Annotated in this window: 19 protein-coding genes; 5 read left to right on the top strand and 14 right to left on the bottom strand. The window is 56.5% G+C overall.

The genetic code is table 11. The features are described 5' to 3' along the window. Window positions 1-6: 6 nt before the first annotated feature. Window positions 7-837, top strand: coding sequence for a ChbG/HpnK family deacetylase (locus tag EYQ49_00690; GenBank protein HIG24395.1), 831 nt, complete (start codon window positions 7-9; stop codon window positions 835-837). Here EYQ49_00690 and EYQ49_00695 read toward each other — a convergent pair. Both EYQ49_00695 and mca read right to left on the bottom strand, forming a co-directional pair. Further along, entirely contained in the window at window positions 834-1,229 is a 396-nt protein-coding gene (locus EYQ49_00695) for a hypothetical protein (GenBank protein ID HIG24396.1), read from the bottom strand. The genes EYQ49_00690 and EYQ49_00695 overlap by 4 nt on opposite strands. Beyond that, window positions 1,229-2,116 carry a mycothiol conjugate amidase Mca gene (gene mca, locus EYQ49_00700; GenBank protein HIG24397.1) on the bottom strand — a complete coding sequence of 296 codons (888 nt, stop codon included), beginning with the start codon at window positions 2,114-2,116 and terminating at the stop codon, window positions 1,229-1,231. Before mca ends, EYQ49_00695 begins: the two co-directional genes overlap by 1 nt. A 101-nt stretch (window positions 2,117-2,217) precedes the next feature. Here mca and EYQ49_00705 point away from each other — a divergent pair, with 101 nt between their 5' ends. Next, the gene (locus EYQ49_00705; protein ID HIG24398.1) at window positions 2,218-2,670 is read left to right on the top strand and encodes an NfeD family protein; all 453 of its coding nucleotides are present in this window, start codon (window positions 2,218-2,220) and stop codon (window positions 2,668-2,670) included. A gap of 63 nt (window positions 2,671-2,733) precedes the next feature. Further along, window positions 2,734-3,627 (top strand): SPFH/Band 7/PHB domain protein, encoded by an 894-nt coding sequence (locus tag EYQ49_00710; protein HIG24399.1) that lies wholly within the window; start codon window positions 2,734-2,736, stop codon window positions 3,625-3,627. Between the two features lie 61 nt (window positions 3,628-3,688). Here EYQ49_00710 and EYQ49_00715 read toward each other — a convergent pair whose 3' ends face one another. The 5 genes from EYQ49_00715 to EYQ49_00735 form a co-directional block, all read right to left on the bottom strand. Then, on the bottom strand, window positions 3,689-4,906 hold the full coding sequence (locus EYQ49_00715; protein ID HIG24400.1) for a potassium channel protein: 1,218 nt from the start codon (window positions 4,904-4,906) through the stop codon (window positions 3,689-3,691). Window positions 4,907-4,970: 64 nt separating this feature from the next. After that, on the bottom strand, window positions 4,971-6,206 hold the full coding sequence (locus EYQ49_00720) for a hypothetical protein (protein ID HIG24401.1): 1,236 nt from the start codon (window positions 6,204-6,206) through the stop codon (window positions 4,971-4,973). Between the two features lie 17 nt (window positions 6,207-6,223). Then, complete coding sequence (locus EYQ49_00725) at window positions 6,224-6,667, bottom strand: PaaI family thioesterase (GenBank protein HIG24402.1); 444 nt, start codon at window positions 6,665-6,667, stop codon at window positions 6,224-6,226. Continuing rightward, window positions 6,664-7,044 carry a limonene-1,2-epoxide hydrolase gene (locus EYQ49_00730; protein HIG24403.1) on the bottom strand — a complete coding sequence of 127 codons (381 nt, stop codon included), beginning with the start codon at window positions 7,042-7,044 and terminating at the stop codon, window positions 6,664-6,666. Before EYQ49_00730 ends, EYQ49_00725 begins: the two co-directional genes overlap by 4 nt. Before the next feature lie 71 nt (window positions 7,045-7,115). Then, entirely contained in the window at window positions 7,116-7,784 is a 669-nt protein-coding gene (locus EYQ49_00735; GenBank protein HIG24404.1) for a hypothetical protein, read from the bottom strand. Window positions 7,785-7,877: 93 nt separating this feature from the next. Here EYQ49_00735 and EYQ49_00740 point away from each other — a divergent pair, with 93 nt between their 5' ends. Both EYQ49_00740 and EYQ49_00745 read left to right on the top strand, forming a co-directional pair. Continuing rightward, window positions 7,878-9,443, top strand: a complete 1,566-nt coding sequence (locus EYQ49_00740) for a pyridoxal-phosphate dependent enzyme (GenBank protein HIG24405.1) — start codon at window positions 7,878-7,880, stop codon at window positions 9,441-9,443. Then, complete coding sequence (locus EYQ49_00745; GenBank protein HIG24406.1) at window positions 9,443-10,636, top strand: PLP-dependent lyase/thiolase; 1,194 nt, start codon at window positions 9,443-9,445, stop codon at window positions 10,634-10,636. Before EYQ49_00740 ends, EYQ49_00745 begins: the two co-directional genes overlap by 1 nt. Here the strand turns inward: EYQ49_00745 and EYQ49_00750 are convergent. The 7 genes from EYQ49_00750 to EYQ49_00780 all read right to left on the bottom strand — a co-directional run bounded on the left by EYQ49_00750 (window position 10,633) and on the right by EYQ49_00780 (window position 18,073). After that, the gene (locus EYQ49_00750) at window positions 10,633-11,565 is read right to left on the bottom strand and encodes an ABC transporter permease (GenBank protein HIG24407.1); all 933 of its coding nucleotides are present in this window, start codon (window positions 11,563-11,565) and stop codon (window positions 10,633-10,635) included. The genes EYQ49_00745 and EYQ49_00750 overlap by 4 nt on opposite strands. Continuing rightward, window positions 11,562-12,638 (bottom strand): ABC transporter permease, encoded by a 1,077-nt coding sequence (locus tag EYQ49_00755; GenBank protein ID HIG24408.1) that lies wholly within the window; start codon window positions 12,636-12,638, stop codon window positions 11,562-11,564. Before EYQ49_00755 ends, EYQ49_00750 begins: the two co-directional genes overlap by 4 nt. Continuing rightward, window positions 12,635-14,149 carry an ABC transporter ATP-binding protein gene (locus EYQ49_00760; protein ID HIG24409.1) on the bottom strand — a complete coding sequence of 505 codons (1,515 nt, stop codon included), beginning with the start codon at window positions 14,147-14,149 and terminating at the stop codon, window positions 12,635-12,637. Before EYQ49_00760 ends, EYQ49_00755 begins: the two co-directional genes overlap by 4 nt. Window positions 14,150-14,234: 85 nt before the next feature. After that, window positions 14,235-15,317 (bottom strand): BMP family ABC transporter substrate-binding protein, encoded by a 1,083-nt coding sequence (locus EYQ49_00765; protein ID HIG24410.1) that lies wholly within the window; start codon window positions 15,315-15,317, stop codon window positions 14,235-14,237. A gap of 184 nt (window positions 15,318-15,501) precedes the next feature. Beyond that, complete coding sequence (locus EYQ49_00770; GenBank protein HIG24411.1) at window positions 15,502-15,732, bottom strand: hypothetical protein; 231 nt, start codon at window positions 15,730-15,732, stop codon at window positions 15,502-15,504. Window positions 15,733-15,779: 47 nt separating this feature from the next. Further along, complete coding sequence (locus tag EYQ49_00775; protein HIG24412.1) at window positions 15,780-17,072, bottom strand: 8-oxoguanine deaminase; 1,293 nt, start codon at window positions 17,070-17,072, stop codon at window positions 15,780-15,782. Next, window positions 17,072-18,073, bottom strand: coding sequence for an LLM class flavin-dependent oxidoreductase (locus tag EYQ49_00780; GenBank protein HIG24413.1), 1,002 nt, complete (start codon window positions 18,071-18,073; stop codon window positions 17,072-17,074). Before EYQ49_00780 ends, EYQ49_00775 begins: the two co-directional genes overlap by 1 nt. Window positions 18,074-18,077 lie beyond the last annotated feature (4 nt).

Raw genomic sequence — 18,077 nt, forward strand, 5'->3', positions numbered from 1 at the left:
TCGGGGGTGAACACCCTCAACAGCCTCTTGGGATACCCATCTGAACAGCGTCTGCTCATTTTGACCGCTGACCAACTCGGCATGTGCCATGCCAGCAACATGGGGGTTTATCAAAGTATCCGCCAGGGGCCGGCTACCGGAGCCGGGCTTATGATGCCGGGTCCTTGGGCTCGCCACGCCGCTTCTCTTTACCGGGGTGAATCTGTCGGGGTGCATTTAACGCTTAACGCTGAGTTGGATTGCTACCGGTGGCGAGCGATCACTCAAGCACCCAGTTTGTTGGATGGCGACGGAGGCTTTCCCCGCACCACCATTGACTTGTGGGACCACGCCGACCTTGACGAAACCCGCCGAGAGTGCCGTGCTCAACTTGAGCGCGCTATTTTGTGGGGTTTTGATGTCACCCATCTCAGCAGCCACTTGGGGGCTCTGCAAGACCGTCCGGAGTTTTTTGATGTCATGCTTGATTTAGCCGTGGACTTCAACCTGCCGCTTCGACTAGAGAGCCCAGAGGTTGAGTTGGCTGCCGGTTTTCCTTTTCGTTCTTTAGCGGCCGACGAAGGGATACTTTCTGTTGATCACCATCGCCGTCTGCTGTTAGCCAGCACCGCTCAGTTATTGGAGGTCTTAGAAAATCTGGCTCCGGGGGTCACCGAAGTAGCGATGCAACCGGCCATTGACACTCCAGAGCTTCGCCATTTATGCGCTGGCTGGGAACAACGGGTTAATCACGCGGCATTGCTTACCGCAGAATCCTCGCTGGTGGATGCGCTGAATAAACACGAGGTGATAATGGTTACTTGGGCGCAGGTACGCGACGCCCAACGGGATAGTTAATCTTCAAGCTGCGTGTTTTGGGCTAACCCCGCAAGGGCTTGTGCCCAGGCTTCACTGGCCCATACGGGCCGAAGGCGGTAAACAAACGCCGAGTAGTCGCCTTCAAATTTTACTAAACCCATCATGTAGGCATAGTCGGTATCGAGTTGGCCTTGAAACCATGCCACCGCATCGGGGTACTTAAAGGTAGCAATGACGTCTGCTTCGCCTTCGCGGCCCGGTATTACTTCTTTTACCTGCCCGTCAACAATCATTAGCCGGAATTGCACTTTGCCGTGCGGGGTACTGGTTACGGCAAAACGGATGCTGCCGGTTACCTCTTGTTGTTCAGGAAGGTCGTTGAGGGTTGGCCCGAGTTCTTGAACCCATGGTTCAGAAAGAAATGACGCCATTAGTTACCTTCATTGTTGCGTAGCCCGGCGAACAAATCATCTTCATAAATTCCTTGTTTTATTTCGCCCAGTTTTGACCGTACTAACACATATTCGTCGTAAGGGTGAACAGTTCGGGCGTGTTCGTCGGGCAGGCCGAACCAAAAGGAAGAAGCGGGGTCTATTTGTGTGGCGTGGGCTCGCAAAGCTTCGCCGCGCACTTCCCACCAGGGGCCGATATCTATTTGGGTGGTAATCAGGTGATCGCGAGATTCTCGTTTTTTGAACCACCATTCGTCGTAGGGAGATTCCAACCCGAGTTCGGTGAACTTGGCGTGCAGCGCTTCCATTCGGGTGCGTGACCACACCGTAAAATACAGTTTTGAGGGCTGCCATGGTTCACCTGCTTCGGGGTATTGCTCGGGGTCACCGGCGGCTTCGAAGGCCGGCAAAGTAATGTCATGCACCATGAGATGATCGGGATGGTTGTAGCCCTTGCGTTCATCGGGGTAGGTGATGATGACTTGGGGTCGCTCGCGGCGAATAATTGCTACTAGTCGACCAACTGATTCTTCTAAAGGAGCGTTGGCGAAGGCTTCGGGGCGGGCGTTGTCTTCGCTATCAGTCATCCCTGAGTCGCGATAACCCAACATGACTACCTCGTCGTAGCCAATGATTCTGGCTGAGGCGGCGAGCTCTTCGGCACGCACAGCCTTCAGGTTTTCGATTACCTCTGGGCGGTCCATGGCCGGATTGAGAATGTCGCCGGCCTCTCCCCCGGTGCAGCACACCAATACCGAGCGGGCGCCTTCCGCTTGGTAACGGGCCACGGTAGAGGCCCCTTTTGAGGCTTCGTCATCGGGGTGGGCGTGAACGCTTAAAAGGCGTAGCGGCGGGAGGGCGTTCATGAGCGGCTACGGTATCGTCCACTTAGGCCATCTCGGGTGATCCGCTGAACACAACCCGGTTCTTTGGGTTAACCTGAGGGAGAGCTTCCAAGGAGGAACGCATGGATCCCGAGGTATGGCGTTGGGTTTGGTTAGTGGCTGCCGCAACTTTTGTGGTGGGCGAAATCGTTACCGGGGCTTCCTTTTTCATTCTCCCTTTTGCCGTGGGCGCAGCAGTCGCTGCCGTTTTGGCTTTTGCTGGTGCTTCTGATTTTTGGCAATGGCTTGCTTTTGTTGGGGTTTCTTTGGCGTCTTTTGCTGCGGTACGCCCGTTGGTAAAGCACCTCAATCAAGGAACCAACCCCACTGGGGTGGGCGCTGACCGTCTTATCGGCGAAACCGGTGTGGTGGTGGCCGACCTTGATCCGCAAGCCGAGAAACTTGGGGCAGTCCGCATCGGACGCGAGGAATGGCCAGCGCAGGCCGCCGATGGGCAACTCATTGTTTCCGGTTCCTCAATCGAAGTACTTGAAATCCAAGGCACACGAGCAATCGTGCGCACTATCAACAACTAATTAGGAGTTTTCATGGCTGCAGTAATTGTTCTCGGAGTTTTTGCTTTTGTTTTATTTATCTGGATGGCTTCGGGCATCAAGATCATTCGCCCCTACCAAAAAGGAGTTATCGAACAACTGGGTCGTTACAAAAATACCGTTGAACCTGGTTTAAAGTTCATTGTTCCTGTTTTTCAGTCCATGACCAAAATTGATATGCGGGAACGGGTTATTGATGTTCCGCCCCAAGAGGTCATCACCAAAGACAACGTAACGGTGACCGTTGATGCCGTCATCTACTACGAACCCACCGACGCCCAACGACTGATTTATAACGTGGCCAACTTTGTTTTGGCCATCACCAAGTTGGCGCAAACTAACTTACGTAACGTCATTGGCGACATGTCGCTTGATTCCGCTTTGACTTCTCGAGATGTCGTCAACGTGGCTTTGCGCGAGGTACTTGATGACGCCACCGACAAGTGGGGGGTGCGAGTGGTGCGGGTAGAGATTCAACGCATTGACCCGCCGGCTGACGTTATGCACGCCATGCATGAGCAAATGAAAGCGGAACGCACCCGGCGAGCGGTGGTGCTCGAAGCCGACGGGGTAAAGGAAGCCGCAATTACCCGGGCGGAAGGTGAGAAACAATCAGCCATCCTTACTGCAGAAGGAGTAAAGCAACAGGAAATCCTTCGAGCGGAGGGCGAGGCGCAAGCCATCGAAGCGGTAGCCGACGCAGAACGCTACCGCCAAGACACGGTGGCCCAGGGTGAAGCTCTGGCTATTCGCAGCGTTTATGGTGCGATTCATGAGGGCGACCCCACCCCAGACTTGCTGGCTATCAAATACCTTGAAACCTTAGGCACCATCGCTGACGGCCAAGCCACCAAGATTTTCTTGCCTGCTGAACTGAGCTCCACCATGGGCTCGTTAGGCGCCATTGCCGAACTCTTCAACGGCGAAGACCCCGCCTAAGGTGTTTACCCGGGGTCAGACCCGGGGTAAACACCTCGTCGCCCGGAAACGGTGACGGGGTTTAGGCGGGTTCGAGCTGGTTGTCGCCATCTTCGTCTACTACGAGGTTCCATCCGCACATGCGAGCCAACATGGGGCAGCCTTCATCAGGGCCGCTGGCGATGATCTCGTCACCCGCCAGCAAACGGTTCTTTCCTCGCGGCCGGTAGACGTATCGGCCGCCGCGGCGAATAGCCAGCACCGTGAACCCCGGTTCAACATTCCACTGAAGGTCCGACAGGGTCGACTCGTCAGCGGTAGAGCCTGCGGCAATGGGGTAACGCACTACCACCTCGTCGGCTTCCCCGAGAGCAATACCTAAGATCGGGTGGAGTTCTTCTTCTTTTTCAATAAGCCACACCATGGCTTGGGCTTGGTCGCCTAAGTCTTCAGCGGCCTCAGCCAAATGCAGCAACCCACGCAGTGCTGCCGGGTCAATATTGTCGCCCGCCGAACGCAGCACCCACAACTCAAGGTTCTCTTTCATCTCGTCGAGGCGATCTTCAAGGTGGCATACCTCAGCGGCTAAACCACGGTCGGCCAGCACCAACGCGCTGTAGGCCAAACCAACCGCCGCCTCCGAAAGGTTTTTCATCTCGACCAGTACGTCAACTGCTCGGTCTAAGTCGGTGACTGCTGGGCCATCTTCGGCTCGAGGAGGCTCCCATACTGGAGCGGCGGCCAACTCACGCAGGCGGGTAATGCCTTCAGGCGACCCCCGCAAAAACAACACATCATCGGGTACCAGCACCGTGCCGCCGTCAATATCGGTAATCCAGTTGCGCCCTCGACGAATGGCCATCACGCTCATGCCAGCTTGCACGGTGAGTTCTAGGGCCGATAACGGCCGGTGGGCCATGTGCGAGCCTTCACTGACTAGCACGCGATGCGAAACTTCTTCGGCGTCAGAAAGGTCGGCCACCAGTTGGTGTGGTATCCCCAATTTTTTGGTCACGATGTGGGCAATGTCTACCGCATCGTTGCCCATGCGTTCGATGGCAGAAACCACCTGCAGCACCGACGACATGCCTTCGGCCTCGCGAGCGCTACGAGCCGCTAAAACACACACGGCGCGCATGTCATGCACTAGGTCGCTCATATGGCCTTCGAGTTCTTCTACTTCTTCGGCCATGTCTGGGTCGTTGAAGTAAACCGAGGCGTAAGCCAGGTCCACCATTAATTCCGAAGTGTCTTTTGCTTCGGCCAGCATGGCCCGCAGTGTGCGGGGTCGATCTTCCATTAGTTCCTCACTTGAGGTTGTTGGTTAAGGATAAACCTTGGACAGCGCCAAGGAAAGAAAAAGTTCATACCACCCCCACCACCCCGATGGCCAAAATGAGCGCCGAGGCGCCGACCAAGTCAAGGGTGGAAGTAACCATGGGGATGCCAAAGGTGTCGGGGTCCAGCCCAAAACGGAAAGCACTCATGGTGGTGTAGTAAGCCACCAAGACGACCAGCACAGTGGCGAGGCCCCCACCCAATAGCGCTACCAGCACCAATTGCCCTAACCCCGGTGATGTCTGGCTAGCCAGCGAGGCCAACACGTGAGCCGCTACGGCCACGGCCACAAAGATCGGAGCGGCCAAAGCCACTACCGAACGAATGTCGCGCAGGCTGGCTCGGCTGGGCACTGGGGTGGCGTCATCGAGGCCGAGGTGAAATTGGGTGGAGAGCCGGCTACTTAAGATGCCCCCTAAAGCGCCTGCGGTGGCCAGAAATGCTGGCAACATAATGAGCACCGCTTTTACGCTCAATAATTCGTCAAGACGTTTTTCTACGGTTACTCCGGCTAAGAGGTCTATAAAAGCCGCCAACAAAAGAATTGAAACCGATTGGCTGACCATCAGTTTGAGTTCTACTTGACCAAACTTTGCTACAGCCAGTAGGCCCAACACCGTAACAAAAACAAGCACTACAGCCAGCGTGTTGACCAATGCGGTCATGCCTATCAAACCGGCGGCTAGCACCAAAGCGGGCACGGTTATGAGGTCACCGAGGGCCGTGACAAGCGGCGAGGTCACGTTGTCGAGGTCCCAACCGAAACGCACTGACCCGGCCACTAAGGCCACGGTGACCACTCCTACCAAAACTGATGCCAATACCCCGCCGACGGTGGAGACAACAATAAAATCGGCTAGCGACAAGGTGGGGGCCACCCCAAAAATATTGGCTACACCACGGCCCATTACCGCTAACGCCACGCTTAAGGCGAAAGAAAGCACCACGGCAGCCAGCAGATTTTGCCCCACCACGCCGTCTCGGCGAAAGTTCAAGCGAAAAGTACCGGTATGCACGGAGGTACCTAAACGGCTGCCCATGGCTCCAAAAATGTTGCCACGAAGAGCAATTGCTCCTGGTATCAGCATCAATAAACCGGGGAGGTCGGCCAAGGTTTGATCGGCGGAGGCCAGCACCAATCCACCAAAGGTTGCCGCAATGACCCCCAGCGATAAAGCGGCGAAGCGCTGCCGGGCATCGCCCGAGGGGCCCCAGGTGGACCTCTCTTTTTTGCCTCGGCGGCGGCGCAGAACCAACAACATGGTCTAAGTGTGGTGGATTACCAGCGCAAGTCGGTGCTTATTTTTGTTTTTATGTTAAGCGCTGGCGTCTCGGGCAAGGTAAGTACTACAAAAGAACCGGTAGCGGCCCCCACTACCCGCCCGCCGGCGGTGGCTTTGGCTTCTAGTTGCACAATACGGCGACCCGGGTTAAGCACCGTAGTCAACACCTCAATTACGCCCTCACTTACTGGTTTGAGGTAGCGAATATGGATTTCTAAAGTAGTGCAAATTTGGTTCGGGGCAAGATGCTGGTAAGCGGCCATGCCCATGGCTTGGTCAACCATGGTGAACAACACCCCACCATGTACCACACCATGGGGGTTGAGATGATTTTCGTTGATGGTGATCCGACAGCCGATGCGGCCGTCTTCTCTTACCGGTTCAATCCCAAAGAAATCTGCTAATGGATAAATTGATTCTGCTGGGTTCGCCAGGGTCATTTTTTTGCTAACTCCGCCATTTGGGTGCTGTAGGTGCTCATGTCAAAGTAGTCGCGCCACAGGGTTATTTTGTCATCGTGCACTTCGAATACTCCAGCGATGGGGAGTTCCAGCCAACCCTCCCCTATTTTGAAACAGTCCAAACGCTCGTTGAACACCATGTTGCCTACTTCTATCTGGCGCAACACCGGCCATTTCACTTCGCTGGCTGGAGCGAGAAACATTTTTAGCGTCTGCTTGACTGCTTCGTGTCCTATCAGCGGGGCCATGGGCATGTTTTCGTAAGACACTTCAGGAGCCAGCAAGCTCACTGCCTCTTCAATGTCTTGGCGTTCAATGGCGGCAATAAATGCGTCAACTACTTCGGTGGGGGTCATAGGCAAACCGTACTGGCTGAAAACAACTGTAAGTTGTGGCTTGGAAAAGACGGTCAGCAAAAGCCAACGCTCTACGCACCAATTACCGCCAAGGCAGCATCAAGACGGGCCAGCACATCTTGTGGACAATCAGAGACAATCCCATCTCGTACACAATCATGACCAAGGAAAAGTGCCGCTGCATCGAGAGTGCTTTGCGGCAAGTGGGTTAAATCTGGGTAGCCCGAATCCACAGTGGTGGTCGGTGGAGGGGTAGTTGCTGGCGGAGCGGTGGTGGTGGGCACCGGAGGCACATTGTTTTCACTCATGCCTCGGGCCGCCAACTCGGCGAGGTGGGCGTCTCGGGTTCCCGCTCCGTACCAACCATCGGCGCTAATACCCAATACGGTTTGCAGCACCGCTGCTTCGGCGCTAGGACCCCAAGGATAAGAAGCGGCGAGCACCTCTTCTTCGTTAACGGGCTCCGTAGTAGTGGTAGGTGCCGCGGTGGTGGTGGGCGCCTCGCTGGTAGTTGACGTCGTGACCTCTGCCGGCTCTTCGGTAGTGGTGGGCGCCGTAGTGGTAGCCGCTTCGGTGGTGGAAGGAGTTTCGGTAGAAGTGGGGGCAACGGTCGTGGTAGTAGCCAGAGCTACTTGGGTAACGAGGGGGTCGTCAGAGTGCCCGGCGGTACCCGAAATAAGTACGCCGATTATCGCAGCTAAGAACAGGCTGGCTGCAACCTGTGAGATCCACCGAATCATGCTTACAGTCTTACACCTTTTCTGATGGATTCCATGTCAGGCTGCCGGGAATTTTGACCCGCCCTTAAAGACGAATCCGATAGCCTTTCTTTTATGGATATTCATAGCTTGACCAGTGACGGCGTGGGGTCATTTGATTCCCCTAAATTTGATCTTGCTACCTTTGATCCGGAGCGTTTCGGCATCGTAAATGAGGTAGTTGACGGCGAGCGCTATCAGCGCAGCGTCGATCGCTTTCGCCAACAAAATATTGCCCTCCCTACTTTTGCTCAACTCGGTGACCCGTCGCTAATCTCAGCCAAAGTGCAAGCATCGTTGGCCGACGTAGATCGCGATGCGGCCGACCCCCGAAACCTTTACCGAGTGCATTGGTACAACGATCTCGAAGGTGGGCAAGTTGACCTTCCCGACCACGTGGTTTTGACCAGCGAAATCACCGGTGTGGATGCCCCGATCATTGTGGCTTTCGGTAACCGTTTTCCTATGATCGGCGCCCACAAGGTGCTGGCTGCCTACGCTTGTTTGGTTCCTCGGGTAGTCACCGGGCAATACGACCCCACCGAGCACCGAGCCATTTGGCCTTCAACCGGCAACTACGCCCGTGGAGGGGTAGCTATTTCTCGTCTCATGGGGTGCCGTGGCGTGGCCGTACTGCCCGAAAACATGAGCCGAGAACGCTTCGAATGGCTTGATGAATGGATCACCAACCCTGATGACGTGATTCGCACCACTGGTTCAGAGAGCAACGTCAAAGAAATCTACGACGCTTGCCATGAACTTTCAAAAGACCCCAGCAACTTTATTTTGAACCAGTTCTCCGAGTTCGCTAACCACGTTGGTCACCACGAGGTAACTGGCCGAGCCTTAGAACACCTTTACCTCAACTTGGCTGAGAAAAACCCTGGCTTGAAATTGGCGGCGTTTGTGGCCGCTTCTGGGTCGGCCGGTACTTTGGCGGCCGGCGAACGCCTCAAGGCTGATCACGGAGCCCGCATTGTGGCCGTTGAGGCCCTGGAATGCCCCACCATGTTGAACAACGGGTTCGGCGAGCACAACATTCAAGGCATTGGCGACAAGCACATTCCGCTTATCCATAATGCCGCGAACACTGACGCAGTGGTGGCGATCAGCGACCGGGCCTGCGATGAACTGGGCATGGTTTTCAATACCGAAGTCGGCCACGCCCATCTTCTTGATCAAGGGGTCCCGGCAGCCATCGTTGATGCCCTCGGCCATTTTGGCCTGTCGAGTATTTGCAACGTATTGGCTTCCATAAAGTTGGCTAAAGAACTCAACTTAGGGGCCGACCAAGCCATCGTTACCGTGGCCACCGATGGCGCCGAAATGTACGGCAGCGAACGGGAGTCCATGGCTGCTGGCCGCTACGCCTCCGGTTTTGGTCTCACTGAAGCGGCAGCCGCCACCGAAGAGCATCTCAAAGGTTGCGACACCAGCAACGTTGAGATTCTTGATGAGGCTGGCCGTAACCGCATCTTTAACTTGGGCTACTACACCTGGGTTGAGCAGCAAGGCATCGATTTCCCCGATTTCGAAATCCGCCGCCAACAAGGTTTCTGGAAATACTTGCAAGGGTTGGCCCCGGGTTGGGACGAGATGATCAACGAGTTCAACGACCGCACCGGCGTGTTGGCCGACTAATGACTCCCCTCACCCGGGAACAAGGCTGGCTGGGCTCCCCCCCGGGAGCGACTTGGCCGAGCGCAGAAACAACAAACGAAAACCCGTTTTTACAGTTTCGGTCGCTGCTGTGGTCGTACACCAAGGCCTTAGATACTGGTTGGTCTGATCAAAAATTTGTGGCCATGGTGGAGCGCCTCGACCAAGCGGTAGCAGAAGTTGATGGCACCGGTTTTCGCCACACCCCCTTGGGTCTCGCCCCCCAACTCAACGAGTCGTTGGGCCGCACTGGCAGTCTTTGGGTAAAGGACGAAACCAACAATGTTTCGGGCAGCCATAAGGCCCGCCATTTGTTTGGTTTGGCCCTACATTTAGCAGTTGATGAGGTGCCGCTCTCTACGCCACTGGCTATTGCTTCTTGCGGAAATGCTGCTTTAGCGGCCGCCGTTATTGCTCGAGCCACCGGACGTCCTCTGGCGGTACATGTACCCACTTGGGCTGACCCCAACGTTTTAGATCATCTTGATGATTTGGGAGCCCAAGTACGCATTTGTGAGCGCCAACCTCACGAAGACGGCGACCCCTGTGTGTTGCGGTCTCGTGAGGTAGTCAGTCAAGGCGCTATCGCTTTTGGCTGTCAAGGCACCGACAATATTTTTACTTTAGATGGCGGGCGGACACTCGGTTTTGAACTTGCTGCTTCATGGGTTGAACAACAGTCAGTGCCGGATCACCTTTTTATTCAAGTGGGCGGCGGAGCCTTGGCTTCTTCTACCGTGCAAGCTTTGGTCGATGCCAAATATTTTGGGGCTTTGTCTACGCTGCCTCACCTTCGGGCTGTGCAGGCAGCAGGCTGCGCCCCGCTTAATCAAGCTTTTCAAAAAGTAGCAGCCAGCACCGTCGCTGAACCTCTGGAGGCTCCACAAATTATGGAGCCGTGGCCCAACCCCGCATCGGCAGCCAGCGGCATTTTAGATGACGTCACCTACGACTGGAAACCATTGGTTTGGGCGCTACAGCAACAAAATAACCAGCCGGTAGTGGCCGCCGAAGCCGACATTGTCGAAGCCCACCGACTGACCCACGCCCATACTGCCATCGACGCCGACCCCACCGGCACCGCTGGCTTGGCTGGCTTGTTAACCGCTCACGCCGACGGGACGCTTGACCCAAGTGCTTCTGCGGTCGTCTTATTTTCTGGGGTGACCCGCTAGCGCTCTTCTCGACGGTAGGTCTGGCCTAAAGCGGCCGGAGCAGCCGAAGGGCGATTACGAGCCCGGATGGATATCACAATCAAGACGGCGATGGTCAGCAAATAAGGCAGCATTGAAAGCAAAATGGGGGAAAGATCAACCCCGAAAGTTTGGAGTCGGGTCTTCAAAGCCAACAAACCGCCAAAGAGTACCGCCCCGACCGCTGCTCTTCCGGGGCGCCATGCCCCAAAAATAACCAGCGCTACCGCTATCCAGCCTCGACCTGCCGTAAGGCCTTCGGCCCACTGAGGGGTAAGGCTGAGGGTGAGGTAGGCGCCCGAAGCGCCAGCCATCGCTCCGCCAAAGGCCACGGCGGCGAGGCGAATAGCGGTTACCGAATAACCTGCTGCGTCGACCGTAGACGCAGATTCTCCGGCTCCCCGCAGGGCCAAACCAACGCTGGTGTGCGTTAAAAGAAGCGATACTGCGACGCCGGCCAGCACCGCAAAATAAACCACCGGCGATTGGCTAAAAAATATTGTTCCTACCCAAGGAATATCAGAAAGCGGGCCCCAATCTACGGGCGCCAATACTGCTCCGGGAGGGCGTCCCACCGCGCCTTTACCCAAAAAGGCTGCGAGGCCGACACCTAAAATGGTGAGCGACAAACCAGAAACCACTTGCTCAGCCCCCAGAATGACCGTGAAAAGCCCATGCAGAAGAGCGAAAACTGCGGTTGCTACGATGGCGGCCAGGAACGCTATCCACGGGTTGTTTGTCTCTAAGGCCACCATGAAACCGGTTACTGCCCCAATGGCCATCATGCCTTCGACGCCTAAGTTTAAGATGCCCGATTTTTCGGTAACGAGTTCACCGAGGGCCGCCAGGTAAAGCAGTGCGCCGAAAGAAACGGTGGCGCTCAAAAGCCCAATCATTGATGCTTCGGTCATGATTCGCTGCTTGTTTTGTCGTTGTTTACTCGGCGTACGGCGTAGCGGCTAAATACGCCCGCCCCAATCGCTCCAAAGAGAATGAAGGCTTGCAATATTGTTGACACCGAAGATGAGACACCCATGGTTTGGATGCTCAACCCGCCGACTTGTACTGCGCCGAACAGCAGGGCCACGGCCGCTACGCCAGAGGGCCGAAGCAAGGCAAGGGCGGCCACAATAATGCCGGCAAAACCGTAACCGGCAGAGATGCCTTCGGTGATCCGGTCGGCGTTTCCGGAGAGTTCGATGCCGCCCGCGAGGCCGGCGATTCCGCCACTTAATATCAAGACGGTAGTAATTTTTCGTTTGAGAGAAATACCGGCATAGCGTGCCGTGGCTCCCGAAGACCCGGCGACTCGAAGTTCGTAGCCCCAGGCTGTTCGGCTGGCCACTAGGCCAAATAAGGCAATCACGCCGAGGGCTATAACTACGCCCCAGTGGGCACGTTCAAAGAGACCCGGCAAGCGCGCTTCGTCAGGCAACATAGGGGCCAGCGGGAACCCGTGCGATTCGGGGTCTTTCCACGAGCCGTGAATAAGCCATTGGAGTAAGCGCAAGGCCACTTCGTTCAGCATCAGGGTGGTAATGATTTCGTTGACCCCGATTTGCGCCCGGGCAACCGCCGGCCCAGAAGCCAACAACGCTCCCCCAACCACTGCGGCCACCAACATGGCGGTGATAAGCAGGGGGCTAGCCCATCCTTCGCCGAGACGAGCTACCCAAGCGGCCATCATGGCTCCGGCTAAGATTTGCCCTTCGGCCCCAATATTCCAGAGGCCCATGCTTCCAGCGACGGCGACGGCTAGGCCGGCCAGGCCCAAGGGGACTGCTCTATTTAACGTGATCGACCATGCTCTCGGGCTCCCCAGCGATGCTTCTACCATGCGACCATAAATGGCTAGTGGGTCGTGGCCAGAAATTAAAAGAAGCACCACTCCGACCAGCATGGCAAAAACCAGTCCGATCAAAAAGGCCAGCGGTTGGCCACCTTTTAATACTTGTTCGCGGCGTACCAGCACTAGGCGAGTCATTGCGCTACCACTTCTCCGGTCATGGCGGCTCCCACTTGGTGGCGTTGTGCCGTTTCGGGGTTGAATTCGCCCACAATCTGACCATCGTGGATAACCAGAAGTCGATCAGAGAGGGTAAAGAGTTCGTCGAGGTCTTCAGAAACCAGTAAGACAGCCACTCCGGCGTCTCGTTCGGCGATTAACAAATCTTGAATAGCTTTTACGCCTTTGACGTCAAGACCTCGTGTGGGTTGGGCCGCCACCAAGACTTTAGGGCCGCCACTAAGTTCTCTCCCCACTAAGAGTCTTTGCAGGTTTCCTCCTGATAAGCCGGCGATGGGTTCGTGCATCGGGCCGGTCTTTACACCAAAACGTTCAACGATGTCTTGGCAGTGACTGTCGGCCTGGTCGTTGTCCAGAAATGGGCCTCTGCGGAGGTTGCGGTAGTTGCGCAGTATGGCGTTTTCGGTCACCGTGAGGCGCGGAGCCAGCCCGACGCCCAAACGATCTTCGGGTACGTACCCCAATCCGGCTTTAAAGCGGACGGCCGGAGGTGTTGCGGTGACCTCTTGCCCGGCAATGCTTACCGAACCTGCGGTGGCGGGGCGCAACCCGGCAATGACTTGCGCCATTTCGCGTTGGCCATTGCCCGAGACCCCGGCGATGCCCACAATTTCTCCGCTGTGCACTTGCAGGCTGAGGCCATGTAAAACGGGCAGGCTGCGGTCGCTTTGCGCTTCGAGGTTTTTTACTTCCAACAGGACTTCACCTGCTTGGCGGGCCGGGGGGCGCTCACTAATGACTGGGGAGGACCCCACCATGAGACCGGCTAATTCGTGGGCGTTGGTGTCTGCTACTTGAAGCGAAGCGGCCACCGTTTTTCCTCCACGTAACACGGTCGCTTCATCACAGAATCCGGTTACTTCATGCAGTTTGTGGCTAATAAAAATTACTGATCGCCCATCGTCGGCCATGGTGCGGAGCACCCGACCCAACTCGTCCGCTTCAGAAGGGGTGAGCACTGCGGTGGGTTCATCTAAAATGAGAATGCGTGCGTTGCGCCACAAGGCTTTGAGTATTTCAACGCGTTGACGCTCCCCCATTGAGAGTTGCCAAATGGGTCGGCTAGGGTCGGTCGCTAAGCCAAAGCGTTCGGCCAACTCGCCTACTTCTTTTTCTACTGCGGTGCGGCGTACCACCCGGTCTGAAGCACCCAGCACCACATTTTCCGCCACCGTGAACGACGGCACTAAGCGAAATTCTTGATGGACCATGCCGATGCCGGCGTTTAAAGCGTCGGACGGAGAGCGAAAATGATGGGCTTCTCCGTCGATAAGTACCTGGCCTTCGTCGGGTCGGTAAACCCCTGACAAAACGTTCATGAGCGTTGATTTGCCGGCACCATTTTCTCCGAGGACGGCATGTATGGACCCAGTTTTTATTTGAAGCGATGCACCTGCGTTGGCGATTACACCAGGAAAACGTTTCCAGATATTCACCAGGTCAACGGCGGCGGTAGATGCGGGGGTCATAAAGAGGGTTGTTTCTTATTAAACGCGGTGACGGCGCCAACGAATCTTTTCGCGGGCGCCGCCTACCGAGTCAATGAGTAACTAATCAGCCGGTTGAACCGATTACGCCTTCAACGAATGCACCCATACCGAGCATGGAGCCGTCGTCCATGGTTTCGCCAGCGGCCACCATAACGCTGCTGTCTTGGGCAGTGATTGGGCCAGCAAAGACATGGAGTTCTCCGTCAATGATGGCTTGTCTCGCGTCGGCTACTTCTGCAACTACATCGCCGGGAACGTCCGAAGCGATAGGAGCGAGATCAACTACGCCGTCAGCCATAGAGCCCCAGTAGGAGCCACCGGTGTAGGTGCCTTCTTTGGCCTGGTTGATGATGTCGATGTAACGCGGGCCCCAGTTCCAGACCGGTGCGGTCAGGTAGGCGGTGGGCGCAAAAGCGCTCATGTCTGAGTTGTAAGAAACCCAACGTGCGCCTGCTGCTTCGGCTTTTTCGCCTGCTGCGGGGGAGTCCTGATGCATGGCGATTACGTCGGCGCCCTTATCTAAGAGGGCTTGAGCAGAGTCGCCTTCTACGGCAGGGTCAAACCAGGTGCTGGTCCAAACAACCTCGACCTGTACGTCGGGGTTGGTGGCTTGTGCGCCCAAGGTGAAGGCGTTGATGCCGCGGATTACTTCAGGAATGGGGAAGGCGGCGACGTAACCAAGCAAGTTGCTTTCGGTCATTGCGCCGGCCACCATGCCGGAGAGATAACGAGGTTCGTACATGCGTCCGAACGAGTTACCGAAGTTTGTGTCGTTGTTTTTGTAGCCCGAAACGTGGTCAAAGACGACGTCGGGGTATTCGTCGGCCAGAGCGAGCATGTCGTCCATGTAACCAAAGGAGGTACCAACGATGACGTTGTAGCCCTGGTCGATGAAGTCACGCGCATGGTTGCCGAAGTCGGCGGTGCCTTCTGGTACAGATTCCACAAAAGCGGTTTCTATGCCGGTGGCTTCAGCGGCCGCTACCCGACCTTGGTCGTGGGCCCATGTCCATCCGGCATCACCGGGGGGGCCTACGTAAATAAAAGCTGCTTTAACTTCATTGTCGCTGTCATCGGACCCGCAGGCGGAAGCAATGGCTCCAAAAGCGAGAACAATAGCCAGCAAACTAAACAGACGACGTCGCATTATTTTCTCCTCTACACGCCAACCAGGTGGGGGTTTTCGTTCCCCCGACGGCCCATGTTGACCAAGAGTTATCTTGCCACATTTCGCGGTGCCGCGCGTTACTTTGCGGACTTTTGACCCATTTTACATTCTGCACGGGAAGCATTTACCGGGCAAGCTTCTTGTTTGTGCTTGAACTGGCCCTTTAGTTCATCTCGAGTTGGAGCGAAACTCGGGTCGCTCCGTTGTTTACTGCTGCTTGCAACATGGCCTCAATAGCTGGCAGCACGGTCGCTTGGTCGCCGGTTATGGCGGTACCAAAAGGGCCGACTTCTACGGTTAGCCCGGTTGCTTCGATGGCCTCGATGGCCTCTTGTACGTGGGGGCCCGGGTCGCCATCTACGAACGGTTCAATGGTGAACTCTGCGGTGATCATGAACCCATCATGGCCTAAAGAAAACCAAAGGTCTACTTTTCTTTGCCTTAGTCCCAGAGTTCTTGTGCACGGGAAGCCAGGTTTCGGTGGGCGGAAGCTAAGTCGAAACCTAAAACCTCTCCGTCGGTGACCACCGGTTTGCCGCCTACCAGCACGTGGCGGGCTCGACGATCGGGGCCCATCACTAAGCCGGCCAAGGCGTCGGCCATGTCGCCGAGGTCGTTGCCGGGCCAAATGGCCAGGTCGGCTTGTTGACCTAGCGCCAGTTGGCCCACGTTTTCTAAGCCCAGGCATTGCGCCCCTCCGTGGGTAGCGAGGTCTATTACTTGGTCGGGCATTAGGGCGTCGGGGCGAAGTTCTCGCAAGCGGGCGGTGTAGAGCGCTTGGCGTAATTCGGGGAACAAGCCGCCTACTTCATTAGAGGCCACTCCGTCTACGCCGAGGCCTACCGGGCAGCCGGCGGCCAACAGGTCGGTAACCCGGCACATGCCGGCTGCTAGCCGAGCGTTAGACGACGGGCAGTGGGCGATGCCGGTGCCGGCCGCTCCGAGGCGTTGCATTTCTGAATCGTCAATGTGTATGCCGTGGGCTAACCAAACGTCGTTGTCTACCCATCCCCATTGGTCCAGCATTTCTACTGGGCGCATGCCGAAGCGATCTAAGCAGTGTTGTTGTTCTTCGGCGGTTTCGCACAGGTGGGTGTGGAGACGCAAACCGAGGCGGCGGGCTAGTTCTGCTGATTCGACCATAAGTTCGGTGGTTACCGAGAAGGGGCTGCAGGGGGCGACGACTACGTGAACCATGTCGCCGTCGTGATGGCGGGCCGCTACTGCTTCGGTGGAAGCCAAGATGGCGTCTCGGTCTTCGACCACCCGGTCTGGGGGGAGCCCTCCTTGGCTTTCGCCGAGGTCCATTGATCCTCGCGAGAGAAAAAGCCGGATACCGGTTTGTTTTGCCGCATCTACGATGGCATCAAAAACACTGTCGTCTCCACCGGGCACCAGGTAGTGGTGGTCGGCGGCGGTAGTGCAGCCGGTGGCGGCCAGCTCGCCGAGACCTACTAAGGCGGCGGCGTGTACGTCTTCGATGCTTAACCGGTTCCACACCGGGTAGAGCTCTACTAACCAGTCGAAAAGGTTGCAGCCGGTGGCTCGGCCGCGGGTCATCCATTGATACAGGTGGTGGTGGGTGTTGACTAAGCCAGCAGTAACGATGTCACCTTCGCAGCGCAGTGTCTGGTCGTCGGGTTGGGCTTCGACGGTGCCGAGGGCCACGATGACCCCGTTTTCTATGGCGATGTCTCCGGGGTAGCGGGCCCCACGAATAACCAGCCGGGCCATTAAGGGGTCCAGTCGGCGAAGGTGTCGATCATCATCTTTACGTCGGGGCCGAGGGGGTACAAGATGGGGCAGGTGCAACCGTCTTGCATATATTGTCCTACTTTTTCTCGTACTTCGTCGGGGGTGCCGGCGGCGCAAATCATTTGCACGATGTCGTCGGGTACCAGTTTTGAGGCTGCTTCGACTTGTTCGTGGGTGGCGGGCCAGGTCAGCACTTGGCCGATTTCTTCTAAGAGCGACTCGGGTACCCCGGAGGCTTTCATAATGTGTGGTTGTTGACCCAAGTATTGGGTGACCATAAGGCGAGCCCCGTCGAGGGCTTCTTTTCGGGTGTCGGCCACTGAACACACCACCAGTTGGGGGCGGTCAATGTCGTCCATGCTGCGGCCAGCCCGGTCGGCGCCAGTTTCTAAAGACTGCATGGCTTTTTTGTTGTATTCAGGAGACACCAGATAGTTGAGCACCACCCCGTCGGCAATTTCTCCGGTGAGTTCTAGCATTTTGGGGCCGGTTGCGCCAATGTAAATGGGTACATCTTTGGGGCGGCGTTCTTGGTAGACGTAGTCCAGCTCCACCCCGTCGAGGTGTACAAAGTCGCCGTGGAAGGTCACCGTTTCGTCGGCCAGCAGGGCCCGCACGGTGGTGACCACTTCGCGCATGACTCCTAAGGGGCGTTTGCGTTCGATCCCTACTTTGCTGGCCAGTGGGTCCCACCAGGCGCCGATACCCAAGATCATGCGGCCGGGGGCCAGGTCGTCGAGGGTAGAAAATGTGGAGGCTAAGCGGGCCGGGTTGCGGGTCCAGCAGTCCACCACGCCGGAGCCAATTTTGATGGTTTCGGTGCAGGCCCCGAAGGCCGCCATAGGTACTACGGCGTCGCGCACCAGACGCGAGTCGGCTTGCCATACCGCTTCGAAGCCTTGGGTTTCGGCGTATTGGGCGTATTCAATGGCCTCGGTTATGGGGTGAGCATCTTGGAGGTAAATTGCTAGGCGGGTCATGTTT

The sequence above is a fragment of the Acidimicrobiia bacterium genome (assembly GCA_012959995.1).
Lineage (GTDB): Bacteria > Actinomycetota > Acidimicrobiia > Acidimicrobiales > MedAcidi-G1 > MedAcidi-G2B.

Coding starts and splice junctions, on each gene's coding strand:
- EYQ49_00735 (HIG24404.1), bottom strand. CDS start 7,784: ATGATTCGGTGGATCTCACAGGTTGCAGCCAGCCTGTTCTTAGCTGCG.
- EYQ49_00755 (HIG24408.1), bottom strand. CDS start 12,638: ATGACTCGCCTAGTGCTGGTACGCCGCGAACAAGTATTAAAAGGTGGC.
- EYQ49_00740 (HIG24405.1), top strand. CDS start 7,878: ATGGATATTCATAGCTTGACCAGTGACGGCGTGGGGTCATTTGATTCC.
- EYQ49_00715 (HIG24400.1), bottom strand. CDS start 4,906: ATGGAAGATCGACCCCGCACACTGCGGGCCATGCTGGCCGAAGCAAAA.
- EYQ49_00745 (HIG24406.1), top strand. CDS start 9,443: ATGACTCCCCTCACCCGGGAACAAGGCTGGCTGGGCTCCCCCCCGGGA.
- EYQ49_00760 (HIG24409.1), bottom strand. CDS start 14,149: ATGACCCCCGCATCTACCGCCGCCGTTGACCTGGTGAATATCTGGAAA.
- EYQ49_00750 (HIG24407.1), bottom strand. CDS start 11,565: ATGACCGAAGCATCAATGATTGGGCTTTTGAGCGCCACCGTTTCTTTC.
- EYQ49_00765 (HIG24410.1), bottom strand. CDS start 15,317: ATGCGACGTCGTCTGTTTAGTTTGCTGGCTATTGTTCTCGCTTTTGGA.
- EYQ49_00730 (HIG24403.1), bottom strand. CDS start 7,044: ATGACCCCCACCGAAGTAGTTGACGCATTTATTGCCGCCATTGAACGC.
- EYQ49_00705 (HIG24398.1), top strand. CDS start 2,218: ATGGATCCCGAGGTATGGCGTTGGGTTTGGTTAGTGGCTGCCGCAACT.
- mca (HIG24397.1), bottom strand. CDS start 2,116: ATGAACGCCCTCCCGCCGCTACGCCTTTTAAGCGTTCACGCCCACCCC.
- EYQ49_00710 (HIG24399.1), top strand. CDS start 2,734: ATGGCTTCGGGCATCAAGATCATTCGCCCCTACCAAAAAGGAGTTATC.
- EYQ49_00770 (HIG24411.1), bottom strand. CDS start 15,732: ATGATCACCGCAGAGTTCACCATTGAACCGTTCGTAGATGGCGACCCG.
- EYQ49_00695 (HIG24396.1), bottom strand. CDS start 1,229: ATGGCGTCATTTCTTTCTGAACCATGGGTTCAAGAACTCGGGCCAACC.
- EYQ49_00725 (HIG24402.1), bottom strand. CDS start 6,667: ATGACCCTGGCGAACCCAGCAGAATCAATTTATCCATTAGCAGATTTC.
- EYQ49_00720 (HIG24401.1), bottom strand. CDS start 6,206: ATGTTGTTGGTTCTGCGCCGCCGCCGAGGCAAAAAAGAGAGGTCCACC.
- EYQ49_00780 (HIG24413.1), bottom strand. CDS start 18,073: ATGACCCGCCTAGCAATTTACCTCCAAGATGCTCACCCCATAACCGAG.
- EYQ49_00775 (HIG24412.1), bottom strand. CDS start 17,072: ATGGCCCGGCTGGTTATTCGTGGGGCCCGCTACCCCGGAGACATCGCC.